Annotated in this window: 11 protein-coding genes; 5 read left to right on the forward strand and 6 right to left on the reverse strand. The window is 29.4% G+C overall.

The annotated features are described in order from the left end of the window. Positions 1–58: 58 nt before the first annotated feature. The 4 genes from panB to C4S75_RS04460 all read right to left on the reverse strand — a co-directional run bounded on the left by panB (position 59) and on the right by C4S75_RS04460 (position 3342). A complete protein-coding gene (gene panB / locus C4S75_RS04445; RefSeq protein WP_105297122.1) occupies positions 59–874 on the reverse strand; it encodes a 3-methyl-2-oxobutanoate hydroxymethyltransferase in 816 nt (271 codons plus the stop codon). 428 nt (positions 875–1302) lie between these two features. Then, the gene (locus C4S75_RS04450) at positions 1303–2124 is read right to left on the reverse strand and encodes an undecaprenyl-diphosphate phosphatase (protein WP_105297123.1); all 822 of its coding nucleotides are present in this window, start codon (positions 2122–2124) and stop codon (positions 1303–1305) included. Then, on the reverse strand, positions 2121–2414 hold the full coding sequence (locus tag C4S75_RS04455; RefSeq protein WP_105297124.1) for a DUF3098 domain-containing protein: 294 nt from the start codon (positions 2412–2414) through the stop codon (positions 2121–2123). Before C4S75_RS04455 ends, C4S75_RS04450 begins: the two co-directional genes overlap by 4 nt. A gap of 28 nt (positions 2415–2442) precedes the next feature. Next, positions 2443–3342: an ABC transporter permease gene (locus C4S75_RS04460; RefSeq protein WP_105297125.1), complete on the reverse strand. Its 900-nt coding sequence runs from the start codon at positions 3340–3342 to the stop codon at positions 2443–2445. An 88-nt stretch (positions 3343–3430) separates the two neighbouring features. Between C4S75_RS04460 and rsmA the strand changes: the two genes are divergently transcribed. Both rsmA and C4S75_RS04470 read left to right on the forward strand, forming a co-directional pair. Beyond that, complete coding sequence (rsmA, locus tag C4S75_RS04465; RefSeq protein WP_105297126.1) at positions 3431–4195, forward strand: 16S rRNA (adenine(1518)-N(6)/adenine(1519)-N(6))-dimethyltransferase RsmA; 765 nt, start codon at positions 3431–3433, stop codon at positions 4193–4195. 75 nt (positions 4196–4270) lie between these two features. Further along, the gene (locus C4S75_RS04470; RefSeq protein WP_185116735.1) at positions 4271–4501 is read left to right on the forward strand and encodes a YHS domain-containing protein; all 231 of its coding nucleotides are present in this window, start codon (positions 4271–4273) and stop codon (positions 4499–4501) included. Positions 4502–4593: 92 nt separating this feature from the next. Here the strand turns inward: C4S75_RS04470 and C4S75_RS04475 are convergent, their stop codons facing one another. Both C4S75_RS04475 and vsr read right to left on the reverse strand, forming a co-directional pair. Then, positions 4594–5673 carry an HpaII family restriction endonuclease gene (locus C4S75_RS04475; RefSeq protein WP_105297128.1) on the reverse strand — a complete coding sequence of 360 codons (1080 nt, stop codon included), beginning with the start codon at positions 5671–5673 and terminating at the stop codon, positions 4594–4596. Continuing rightward, positions 5667–7349 carry a DNA mismatch endonuclease Vsr gene (vsr, locus tag C4S75_RS04480; RefSeq protein ID WP_105297129.1) on the reverse strand — a complete coding sequence of 561 codons (1683 nt, stop codon included), beginning with the start codon at positions 7347–7349 and terminating at the stop codon, positions 5667–5669. Before vsr ends, C4S75_RS04475 begins: the two co-directional genes overlap by 7 nt. A 393-nt stretch (positions 7350–7742) precedes the next feature. Here vsr and C4S75_RS04485 point away from each other — a divergent pair, with 393 nt between their 5' ends. The 3 genes from C4S75_RS04485 (at position 7743) to C4S75_RS04495 (ending at position 13252) form a co-directional block, all read left to right on the forward strand. Beyond that, entirely contained in the window at positions 7743–9080 is a 1338-nt protein-coding gene (locus tag C4S75_RS04485; RefSeq protein WP_105297130.1) for a cytochrome ubiquinol oxidase subunit I, read from the forward strand. A gap of 3 nt (positions 9081–9083) precedes the next feature. Continuing rightward, positions 9084–10088 (forward strand): cytochrome d ubiquinol oxidase subunit II, encoded by a 1005-nt coding sequence (locus C4S75_RS04490; protein ID WP_105297131.1) that lies wholly within the window; start codon positions 9084–9086, stop codon positions 10086–10088. Positions 10089–10171: 83 nt separating this feature from the next. Further along, positions 10172–13252 (forward strand): exodeoxyribonuclease V subunit beta, encoded by a 3081-nt coding sequence (locus C4S75_RS04495; RefSeq protein WP_105297132.1) that lies wholly within the window; start codon positions 10172–10174, stop codon positions 13250–13252. The last annotated feature ends 685 nt before the right edge of the window (positions 13253–13937 follow it).

The raw sequence follows: 13937 nt of genomic DNA on the forward strand, positions 1-13937 counted from the left end.
AAAATAAATCCAATAATTTAAGAAACTAAAATTTTATATCCATAAATAGGTGAAAAATTTAAAAGCTTTCTTCTTTACTTGGAAATTCTTGGCTTTTTACATCTTGAACATAATTTGAAACGGCTTCAACAATTTGTTCATGAAGATGTAAATATTTTCTGGCAAATTTCGGTTTGAAATTTTTATTTAAGCCTAGTAAATCATGAATAACTAAAACTTGGCCATCTGTAACATTTCCTGCACCGATACCAATGGTAATAATATCTAATTCATTGGTTACCTTTTCTGCTAATTGAGCCGGTATTTTTTCTAATACCAGTGAAAAACACCCTATTTCCTCTAATAATTTAGCATCGGAAATTAGTTTATCCGCTTCGGCATCTTCTTTCGCTCTTAACTTGAAAGACCCAAATTGATGAATGGATTGAGGAGTTAAACCTAAATGTCCCATAACGGGAATTCCGGCTTTAACAATGGCTTCTATAGAATCTTTTATTTCAATTCCACCCTCCATTTTTATTGCGGAAGCACCGGTTTCTTTCATAATTCGAACGGCAGAATGATAAGCTTGTAAAGGATCGGATTGGTAGGTACCGAAAGGTAAATCTACAACTAATAAAGCTCTTTTAATTCCTCTTGATACACATTGGGCATGATAAATCATTTGATCCAACGTTATAGGTAACGTAGTTTCATATCCTGCCACTACATTAGCTGCAGAATCTCCAACTAAAATAGCATCTATTCCGGCTTCCTCAGCAAGACTTGCCATAGTGTAATCATAAGCAGTTAACATAGATATTTTTTCTCCCGACACTTTCATTTTTTTGAAAGTTTCAGTAGTTATCTTTTTAAATTCCGAGTGTATTGACATTATTATTAGTTTTTGGTAAATTTATGATAATATTAATTAAAAAGTATTTTTTGAGCTTTATCTTGTTTATTATATTAGATAATTATAAACTCTAAAAATATCTAAGCTATTAAATTTATGAATGCAAATTACATTCCTTAACTGAAAAATAAATAATAATAAAGTGTTATTATTGAGAATATCGAACGTCTGGTAATTTTTGAAGATTATATATACTATGATTATTAATAAGGTATAATTTTAAACTAAAATAAGCAATTGTATTTATCCCACACAAGATATTTAATTTACTATTAAAATATAGAAAAATAAAAACAGTTAAATATTAATGCGTTATAGTAGAACTCTATAGTATTAAAGTAAACATAAAATCTTAAATTCAACTTTTTAAATTGTAAGTAAATATTCAATAAATAAAACTCAAAATTTTAAGCTTTTTGGAAGTAAATAAAATATATCAATAATAAAGAACCTATAATAATTCTGTACCAGCCCCAAATTTTAAATCCGTATTTTTTAATTACACCAACAAAAAATTTAATAGCAAAAATTGCTACTACAAAGGCAACAAGGTTTCCTAAAATAAAAATCCACATTTGATTACTATTTGAAGCCAATAGTTCATACCCTTTCATGCTGATTCCATTTTCTTCCCATGTTTTCAATGTAAGAGAATATACAGTGACCGCCAGCATTGTAGGAACTGCCAGAAAAAAAGAAAATTCAGCGGCAACCTCCCTGCTTAATTTTTGTTGCATTCCGCCAATAATTGAGGCTGCAGATCGGCTGGTACCCGGCATCATTGCTAAACATTGCCAAAAACCTATAATTACAGCTTGTTTAATTGAAATATCCTCCTCTTTAAGTATAGTAGGATTTTTGAAAAAACGATCTACAAACAGAAGTATAAATCCCCCAACAACTAAAACGATGGCAATAGGAATAGGTTTTTCTAAAATAGCATCAATTTTTTCATTAAATAATTTACCTAAAATTAAGGCAGGAATTACAGCAAATATTAATTTCAAATAAAAATTTAATCTTTTAAAATCGAAAAATTTTTTCCAGTATAAAACAACAACTGCTAAGATTGCGCCCAGTTGAATACAATATTCAAACATTTTTACAAAGTTATTTTCTTGTATTCCTAAAATGGAACTGGTAAAAATCATATGGGCAGTGGAGGAAACAGGTAAATATTCTGTAAGACCCTCAACAATAGCAATAATGATCGCTTCTAACGTATTCATTTAGAGTTCTTTTTTGGATTAGAATAAGTCATGATGGAATAAATTTCGACTAAAAATCCAAGAACAATAAGAATTGGTGCAAGTCGAATTCTTCTGAAACTAAAAATATCTTCGTTCCAGTTATTTTTATCATAAACTCCATTTACAGTATTTGCATCCGGTCCTGTCATCAAAATAAGACCTAGAGCAATTAAACCCAAACCGATAAACATAAATGTATAATTTCTTTTTCCAAATAAAAAAGGTTTATCAGATTCAGAATATATATTTTTTGATGGTTGATCTTTCATAAAATTAAATTTTCAGCCAATTTAAGAATTATGAATAATATAGATCGTCTATTTTAAGTTTTAAATATCTCCAGGTAGCAAACCAAGTACTAACCGTTGTTATCAAAATTCCAATAAGCAAAATAAACAAAGACAAGATAATGTGGTTAGAATAATCTACAATTGGCGGAAGAATATTATAACGGATAAGCATATAATTTACGGCAAATAAAAGAACTAAGGCTATTGCAGATCCTATGGCTCCTAAAATTACCGATTGAATTAAAAAAGGTTTCATAATGAATAAACGCTTTGCACCCACTAATTGCATGGTTTTGATTATAAATCTTTTAGCGTAAATTTTCAATCGAATGGAATTATTAATTAATGAAATGGCAATTAATAAGATAATACCGGCAAGTATGGAAATACCTAACGTAATTTTTCGAACTCCTTTATTCATCTGAGTTAATAAATTACTGTCGGATTTTACCTCATCTACTAAAACATTTTTTTGAATTTGCTTTTTTATAGTTTCAATATGTACGGAATCAGTATATTCCGGTTTTAAAGCGATAGTAATGGAAGCCGGAAATATATCTTCTTCGAAAAGAGATTGAGAATCAACTCCTAAATCTTTTTTTGCGGTGTAAGTTGCTTGTTCTTTAGATATATACTTAGCCTTTTTTACGTAGGGATTTACTTGAATACTGTCAAGATAATTTAGTTGGGCTTTTTCGTTTTTTATTAGATTATTTTTGTTTCTGTCGTTTTTAAAGAAAACTTCAATCACCATTTGTTCTTTCAAATAATCAATATAAGAATTGGCATTAATTACAATCATGCCAATGATTCCAATTAAAAATAAGACTAAAGAAATACTGATGACTACAGTAATGTTAGAAGAACGCAATCTTCCCTTATTTAGCTTGTCTGTTTTATTGGCCATATTTTTATTAAATATTCGCTAAAATATAAAAACTTCATTTATTTTAGTGTAATTTTGGATATAAATTATTGTTAAAATAAAGATACAATTGAAAGTTAAACCTAAAAAGCATTTAGGGCAACATTTTCTAAATGATCAGAATATCGCCTCAAAAATAGTAGATTCATTAAGCTATCATCCGTATGACTTAGTTTTGGAAGTTGGTCCGGGTATGGGAGTTCTGACTCAGTTTTTACTTCAAAAGCAGGTAAAAGTATATGTTGCTGAAATAGATAAGGAATCTGTAGATTATTTAAAAATAAATTATCCTCAACTGGAAAACAACATTGTAGGTGATTTTCTTAAGTTAGAATTTGAGGAATTATTTTCAGATAATTTTGCTGTAATCGGTAATTTTCCCTACAACATTTCTTCACAAATTGTTTTTAAGATTTTAGAAAATAAACATACAATACCTGAAATGGTTGGAATGTTTCAAAAAGAAGTAGCAGAAAGAATTGCCGCTCAAAAAGGAAATAAAATTTATGGTATACTATCCGTTCTAACCCAAGCATATTATAACGTAGACTACCTATTTACTGTTCATGAAAACGTGTTTACACCACCTCCCAAAGTTAAATCGGCAGTTATACGCTTAAAACGATATAGAGATAAAATAGAGGGTATAGATGATGAATTCTTTTTTAAATTAGTAAAGGCAGGATTTAATCAAAGACGAAAAACACTGAGAAATGCATTAAAAGTTTTAAACATTCCTCAACATCTTGAATCCCATGAATTTTTAAATCTACGCGCCGAACAATTATCTGTAGAAGATTTCATACATTTAGCTCGATTATGGAGTTCAAATTAAAACTTCATATTTTAAAATTAAAATTCATAACTAATGAAAAAAAATATAAAATTTATCGCACTCAATATAATTGTAATGATGTGGATGACTTCTTGTGAGCTTAAGAATAATAAGGATACTAGCAAAGAAGAAATACTCACCAATGTAAAAGTTGTGAATGAAGTAGATCCAGTATGTAGGATGGCTACCCATGAAAATTTAAAAGATACCTTAAATTATCAAGGTAAATTATATGGTTTTTGCAGTTCACATTGTAAGGAAGAATTCAAAAAAAATCCGGGAAACTATTTGTCTAAAAATGAGTAAATTATTTTTTCTAAATTTTTATTAATACAATTGATATTAAATTTTTAAAAGGTTAATTTATATAGGTAGCGAAATAAATATAATAAGGTAAATTATTTTAAAAATCTAATTTGTAAATTTAAATTAAATAATAGATCTTTATCATGTTTATAAATAAATCCAAAGCCATGTCTTGAACTACTTGCTGTTTCTAATTTAGTATTATTTAATAAATAATCTTCGAATTCATTTCTATTATATATATGATAACATAAAATGTCTCCATTATCTTTTACAATTAAGTAGCCTCCGGTAGCATCAAAAGTTCCTGTCCAAACTTTAGAAGGCACCATACCTAATGCAATATCATTAAGAAAACGTTTAATTTTATAAGAGTAATAAGGATGTTTTGATAAAATATCAAATTTTAATGGATTAAGTTTTGAAATTTTATCAACTAATTCTTTTACATTGTTAATTTTTGTAGTATAATATAAAAGTAACATATCACTTAACAAAGTAGGTAAAGAAGTATCAATTAATTTTAAATTGTTGTCAAATGTGCGATTTTCAGGATGTTGAAATTCTAAAATTCCATTTTTCTTTATAATAGCGTTTATTCTATCCATAATTTTACTTCTGGAAGAAATTGAATTGATAACTTTTATATCATTATCAGAAAGAGAGGTATTTGTTATTTTATAAATAAAATTTGTCGTTTTTCCTGCATTTAACAAAGTAGACGCACCACCAAGTTGAGACTTAATGCTAAATCCTAATACAGGCTGAGTTCCGGTATTCATATCATGAATAATGATTTGTATGTCACTTTTAACGGAAGAGCTGGCTTTAATTGAACGACATTTAAAATTATTAATAAATTCCTCTGTTTCTTCATGAGAAAATGAAGAACCGGCAGCATTTTTTAAATATGATAATAAACTAGATGCTTTTTTATGAAATTCAATAATTGGAATTTTAAATTCTTCCAATCCGTATTTTATTAAAACTAGTGTGTCTTTATATGAAAATTCATAAGTTCCATTAGTTTCAGTACGTAAGACTTTAACTATTGGAAATATAAGTCGCTCAATTCTATTTAAATTTTTATCTCCTGCATAAAGTTTTCCATCACCAATAATTTTGAGAAGTGTATATATTTCACTCCATTCTCCTTTATTACCTGTTAGCATTTTATCTTCAATTTTAATAAAATTTCACGTGCAGTTGCTTGAATTGCAGGTATAGCAACAGAATTACCGAATTGTTTATAAGCGGAAGCATCTGCCACCGGAATAAGATAGTTGTCAGGAAACCCCTGTAGTCTTGCCCACTCTCTGGGGGTCATTTTTCGGATGCCTTCGCGATTAACTTCTCCCTTTATCTTAGTAGTCGGAGTAAAATCGGTTATTCTATCATCAATAACTAAATTACGTTCTCTGCCCATCCCCCCCACGACAATTGCATTTGCAATACCATCATCCGGAATAATTTCATAACCAAAACCGTTACCTTTGCCTTTATGTCTTGCTTTATGGTCTTTCAATGTTTGCAAGTATTGAGTAGACAAATAAAATTTTGTGGGAACGACGTTCTCTTCTTTTACATCTGCAAATGTTTTAGTTTCATCAGTTGTAGCAGGGTACGTAAAATTATTTATTTTTAAGTCCGGATGGAAACCAACAATATAAATACGTTCTCTATTTTGAGGAACTCCAAAATTTTTAGCATTTACAATTTGTGGTTCAGGTACATAATAACCTAAATCCTCACGTAAAACGTTAAGTATTGTCTTTAAAGTCTTTCCCTTATCGTGGTTGCGAAGCCCTTTAACATTTTCAAGAAAGAAAGCTTTTGGTTGTTTTGTTTTGATTATTTCAGCAACATCAAAGAAAAGTGTACCTCTTGTATCTTCAAACCCACCTCTTTTTCCTGCTATTGAAAAAGCTTGACATGGAAAACCGGCACACAGAATGTCAAATTTATCCGGAATATATGCTTTAATTTCTGCTTTTGTTATATCTCCAAATGGAACTTCTCCAAAGTTAGCTTTGTATGTTCGTTGAGCGGATTTATCCCATTCGCTTGTAAATACACATTTTCCTCCCAAATTTTGGAGTGCTAGTCTAAAACCACCGATTCCGGCAAATAAATCTATAAATTTGAATTTTGGCTTGTTGATCGGTAAAAATGGTACATTTAAAGTATTAAATATACCATACTGTAATGCTTTTTCAGCTACTTTGTTTGTGATCGTTTCTTCAGGATATTTTACTTGCAGAATATTTTTAGTAGTCTCAATAGCTTCTTTCTTGTATAATTTAGAGATATTATTAGTACTATTATGAATATAATGTGTTAATATCGCCTCTCGATTAGATTCCGGTTCAAATAAGCAAATTTTTACATTTTTTCCGTTAATTTCTTCCAACGATATTTTTTTTTGAAAATTCATTTTTGAATAATTTACGACGTTCTCTATTTCAGAGACACAAAATAACAAATTTTTATTAATTTGATCTCCCCAAAAACGAAGAACTTTCCAGCCTTGTTTTTTTAATTCTTTATTAACTTCTTTATCCCTCTCTATGTTTCTTTCAATTTTTTTATGCCAAAACTCTTGATTAGATTTGTGATCATGTTTGTGTTTATCCCAATCCTTTCCGTGCCAAAATTCACTATCTACAAATATGGCTATTTTATATTTTTTAAATGTTAGATCCGGTTTTCCAAACACGGATTTATCATTTTTACGATAACGATAACCACGAGCAAATAAAGCTTTTGCCAGGCTATTCTCAATTTTTGAGCCTGTTGATTTTACAGCTTGCATATTTCTTCGTCTTTGCTCTTTAGTTAATTTGTCCATAGTTACAAAATTACTAATTTAATTTTCTATGTTTAATTAATGGTATAATAATGTACTGTCTTGCTTAAATACGACTTAAATTTTAATTATAACAAGGGGTCTTTCATATAATTATATTATGGTTGATTGAGAAAATTTTTAAAATTAATTTTCGGCATAATTTTTTAATAAAAAATAATGATTTGTTTAACAATAATAAATATGTGTTGTTTTTTATAATAAGTGAAAGCAACTATAATAATTATGCTAAAAAAATATAATTATATAAATATCTTAATTAAATTATTGTTATATAATGATAAAATAAATCATGACTTATAGTAAAACTTTTTATTAAATGATTTTAAAAGTTAAGAATTATTATAAATTTGCACCCTTTAATTTGTTTTTTCGATGAATGATTTTATTGCTGCTCGATCGCAGATGGCAGTTTCATTAGGATTCCATATCATATTTTCATGTATAGGTATGGTTATGCCTTTCTTTATGGCAATTTCACATTATAAATATTTAAAGACCGGAGATGAAGTATACAAAGGCCTAACAAAGGCTTGGAGTAAAGGAATCGCAATATTATTTGCAACCGGTGCGGTTTCAGGTACCATGCTTTCATTTGAATTAGGATTGCTATGGCCTGAATTCATGAAGCATGCAGGGCCAATTTTTGGAATGCCTTTTTCTTTAGAAGGTACTGCCTTTTTCGTAGAAGCTATAGCTATAGGATTCTTTCTTTACGGTTGGAATAAATTCAATCCTTGGTTTCACTGGTTAACAGGATTATTAGTTGGAATTAGCGGATTGTCATCAGGTATACTGGTTTTAGCAGCTAATGCATGGATGAATAGTCCTGCAGGGTTCGACTATGTCAACGGAAACTATATAAACATAGACCCTGTAAAGGCAATGTTTAATGACGCTTGGTTTTCACAGGCATTACATATGATAATAGCCGCATTTGTGGCTACAGGATTTGCTGTAGCCGGTATGCATGCTTTCATGATCTTAAAGAAAAAGAATATCGAATTTCATAGTAAAGCATTTAAAATTGCTGCCGCTTGTGCATGTATTGCAGCTTTGATTCAACCTTTAAGTGGAGATATCTCTGCGAAAGATGTAAGCAGAAGACAACCGGAAAAGTTGGCGGCCATGGAAGCACACTTCCATACAGAAGCCCCGGCCTCATTTATTTTAGGAGGTATTGTAAATGAAAAGGAAGAAAGAGTTGATTATGCTATAAAAATACCCGGTTTATTAAGTTTTTTAGCTTATGGAAATGTAAAAGATCCGGTTAAAGGAATCACTGATTTTCCCAAAAACGATAGACCGCCCGTTGCAATAACGCATTATTCCTTTCAAATCATGATTATATTAGGTGTGGCATTAATGATATTGGCGGTTATATATTTATTGGCAAGATTCAAAACTAAAAATTGGCTTACAAAAAAATGGCTTTATAAATTATTTGTAATAGCTACCCCCTTGGGATATATAGCGCTGGAGGCAGGATGGACCGTAACGGAAGTTGGACGTCAACCGTGGATAATTTATAAAGTAATGAGGACGGCTGATGCCGTAACACCTATGCCCGGAATAGCATATTCATTCTATTTATTCACAGCTATTTTTATTTCATTATCAGCCATTGTAATTTTCCTTTTATATAGGCAAATGAAAATGGTTCCTATATTATATGACGCAACGGATAAGAATTATAAACCTAATAAGAAGTAGAGTATGTTTTATTTATATGTAGTAATTTTTTTCCTCTGGACAGCGATCGCTTTGTATTTATTATTAGGAGGTGCAGATTTTGGAGTTGGAATTTTAGAATTATTCAGCAAACAAAAAAATGAAAAAAGAATTGAAAAAATTATGTATGAAGAAATGGGACCCGTATGGGAAGCTAATCATATGTGGTTGATCATTGTAATTGTAATTCTTTTTGTAGGGTTTCCTGATATTTATTCGGTGCTATCAACCTATTTACATATACCTTTACTATTAATGCTTATAGGTATAATTGCTAGAGGAACTGCCTTTTCTTTTCGAAATTACGATGCGGTTAAAGATCATTGGCAATTTGTTTATAATAAAATATTTAGATATTCCAGTGTAATCACACCTTTTTTCTTAGGTATAATAGCAGCAGCTACGGTTTCCGGAACTATTGATGTAGAACCTACCGATTTTATGAATGCTTATATTTGGAGTTGGCTTACTCCGTTTGGATGTGCGCTGGGTGTTTTCACTTGCAGTATTTGCGGATATTTGGCTGTTTCCTATTCATTGTCTCAAGTTAAAAATTTTGATGATCGTGAATATTTATCTAAAAAACTTACTATATTTTTATTTGTAGTGGTGGTTACCGGAGGTTTAGTATTTGTATGTGCTTATTTTTCACATGTTCCTTTAATTCAATGGATATTTGGAGAAATAGCCGGATGGATTGCGGTAATTTTAGCAACCGTTTCTGTTTTTGGAACTCTATATGCATTGAAAGAAAAAAAATATTCTTGGATAAGAGTATTAGCAGGGTTTCAGGTATTGACTATATTGTTTGCGGTAACCTACCGGCATTATCCTAATTTAGTTATATTAAAACATGGTAGTCTATCTTTAATTGAAGACCAATATATACATAAAACTATTGCAATGCTAGCATGGGCACTAATGTTAGGAAGTATTTTTATACTTCCGGGAGTATTCCATTTAATTTATTCTTTTCAAAAAAGAAGATAGAGAAAAGCTTTATTAAGTTATAAAATTCCATACTATTAAGGATTTAACTAATTTTGTTAAATCCTTTTTTAATTTTCATCTGAATGAGTTCAAGCTATACGATATACAATGCATCTGCAGGTGCCGGGAAAACATTTACTTTGGTGAAAAATTTCCTTTGTATCTTGTTGCAAAATGATTCCGTAGAGTCTGTGCGTTCCATAGTAGCAGTAACTTTTACCAATAAAGCAGCTAATGAAATGAAAACGCGCATACTTACATGGTTAAAGGATTTTTCAGATGAAAAAAATTATCAATCGAATTTAGTTTTACAGCAAATATCTCAAGAACTGAATATAGATATATCTCTTTTACATCAGCGATCGTATAGGGCCTTATCCTACATATTACATCATTATTCATTATTTTCCATCAGCACCATTGATAAATTTAATTTACGATTGATGAAGGCATTTACCAAAGAATTGGGGTTGTCATATTCGTTTGCGGTGGAACTGGATTCTTCGGAATATCTCAGGCAGTCAATTGATGAATTAGTAGATGAATTAGGAACTGATAATCCTTTTGCTGAGGTAATTTTAAATTATATATTTTGGAAATTCGAGAACGAATCATCTACAGATATAAGAAAGGAATTATTGACTTCCTCACAAAATTTTTTAAAAGAAAAGAATCTGGAACAGATTAATTCTTTGACTTCTAAAGAGATCGAAGATTTTAAAAAATTGAATCAGTTAATAGGCAGGCGAGTACAAGAAAATTATACCTTAATACAAAAAACAGCCGATGAAATTATAGCGTTATTTGAATCTAGCGGTTTAGAAGTAGGAGATTTTTATCAAGGAGCGAGAGGTATGGCCGGATTTTTTTATAAAATGCAGGACTCGAGCAAAATACTTAATATAAACTTATCTTCTTCTTATTATAAAGCTTTTTGTGAAGAAGAAAAATATGCAAAATCAAAATCGAGTCATGAAGAAGATATAAAAGGTATTGCACCGCAAATTATTGAGGCATTTTATAAAATAAAACAAGCAATCATTAGAATTAAAGTAGATGAATCTGTTCGTAAAAATCTAATTACGATTGAATTACAATCTGAAATTAATCGATTTTTACACAGACGAAAAACAGAAAATGATGTAGTATTTCTATCAGATGTAAATCCTATTATAGGAACTCATTTAAAAGAAGAACCGGTAGCCTTTATATATGAAAAATTAGGAGGGAGATACAATCACTACTTTATAGATGAATTTCAAGATACCTCACAACTTCAATGGAATAATATAATTCCTTTGTTAGATAATGCAAAAGTCTCAGATGGAAATACAATTACTTTGGTTGGTGATCCCAAGCAAGCCATTTACAGATTTCGTTCGGGAAATCCTGAAATATTAATCGATCTTATAGCAAATGCAAAAGACAAAGGCATTCATGTAAAAACTTTGCAGAATAATTTCAGAAGTTTGCCCAATATTGTTGATTTTAATAATACCTATTATCAATTTTTATCTACTTATTTAGTAAATAATCCCGAATATTCTTCATTGTTTGGAGTCCATGCACAGCAAATCTCCCACTTACCCAAAGGGGGAAGGGTACAGGTATCATTTATATTTCCAAAAGAAGAAAATCTTTTAGAAGAAAGAATTGTTGAAATAATTGAAGAGTCTTTACAGAATGGTTTTGATTTTAAAGATATAACTATTTTAGTCAGAAATAAAAAGCATAGTGTTTCCATTGTAGATAAAATTGCAGAAAAAGGATATCCTATTCTGACAGAAGAAGCATTATTAGTTGTATCGTCTCCTGAAATCCAAGCTCTTATTTATGCTTTACAATGGATTTCCAATCCTGAAGACAAAGAAAACTTGGTGAGAATGCTCCATCTTCTTTTTACCATAGGTAGAGCGGAATTTGAAGATTTTACAGAAGAAATTTGTAAAATAAAAGATTTGGATTTTGACGATATTATTAATTGGTTTAAAGAAAAAATGAATATTTCTTTGCCTTATCAACAAATATATAATTTGAGCTTTTATGATTATGTAGAAGAATTTATTAATTCTTTAGGATTTGGAGAGAAAGAAGATTTATATATTTCTGCCTTATTGGATATGATAGTTCAGTTGGAAAAGAACGGAGTTATAAGTTTACAAGAATTTTTAGAATATTGGGAATTAAAAAGCCCGGGATTATCCATACGATTTCCCGATAATCGAAATGCCATCCAGATCATGACTATACATAAATCTAAAGGATTGGAATTTCCAATTGTAATTTATCCTATGATCGATAGCAATTCTAGAAAAGAGGAATATTGGTTTCCACTTGATAAAGACTTATATAATGGGTTTGATAAATTTTACACATCTTCAAAATCAGGCTTAGATGATACCGGTGATAGTATAAAAGAGGTGGTAACTACCCGAGAATTTGAAAATAAGATAGATGAATTATGTATACAATATGTTGCAACCACACGGGCGTCACAACAATTATTTTTATTGGAAGAAAGAAAAGATAAATTAAGTTCGTTGGGTGAATTTTTAATTCAGCAAGGGAAATCTGCAGAAGGAATAGTTGAGCTTTATCCTGCTCCCGATTTTAATAAAAATAATGAAAAAGGCGCAAAAAATATTGTTCAAGAAGAAAAAATACAATGGACTTCTGAAAGATGGAATTCTAAAATAAAAGTAAGTTCCGAGGCTCATAAATTTTATAGTGAGGAGAACGAAGACATTCAATACGGTAATAGTATACATGCTATTTTAGCAGAAATTAATACGCCGGAAGATCTGCCGCTGGTAATTAAAAAATTAACTTTGACGGGATTGATTCCAATCGGTCAGGAAGAAGAAATTGAAAAGATAATACATAAAGTTATATCCAATCCTCAAATAAAAGATTATTTTTCAAAAGGGATAACTGTACATCAAGAACGTGAAATTATATATGAAGGAAAAATTTACCGTCCCGATCGAATCATAGAACAGCAAGATTCATTAACACTTATTGATTTCAAAACGGGTGAAAAATTAACCGGTCATAAAAAACAAATTTCGCTATATGAAAAAGCCTTAGTTGGAATGAATAAAAAAGTTGTGAGTAAATTATTGGTTTATATTTCTTCAGATGATGTGGAAGTGATGTATGTTTGATCTTAAAAAATAGTTTATTTCATATTACATTAATTGAAATAATTTTTTAAAAAAACTAATACAACTTTTTTATGAATTCTACTATGAAAAACTTATTATAATTATATTTTAGTAGCTATCCCATATTTCATCGAATTCCGTAGTAAGATGATATATCTTTTAGCCATTAATGTTTTTAGATTGTAATAAAAAAAACATTGAGGCTTATTTTGAATATTTTTAAAAATAATAATTTTATATATTATGTTTTCGAGTAATTTACTAGTTTACATAGTGAAATCTTAGTTTCTGAATTTCAAGGAAATTTTACGATCTCATCTTTTAATAAGTCTATATTTATTTAATACAATTTATTATTAGTTTATAAAAATTTTATCCTATTATAATTAATTTAGAATATATACTATTTAATACTTTTAAAGTTCATAGTTAACATCTTTTTTTTACAGTTTATTATGATAAGAAATTTATTAAATAAAAACCGCTTATATTTAATAAGCTTTAAGATATTTTATAGTAAAGAATTGGTATGCAAATCCTGTTTTATACTTCATCTTAATTAGTGATACTTTAAATTTTAAAAGCTTACGAGCTCTATTAAGAATTTTTAACTTTAAGTATATAGTATGAATTATAAAACAAAATGGAATTTGTATCTATTTAAATTTAGATTTTAGGTATCCGT

This window comes from Apibacter sp. wkB309 (genome assembly GCF_002964915.1).
GTDB lineage: Bacteria > Bacteroidota > Bacteroidia > Flavobacteriales > Weeksellaceae > Apibacter.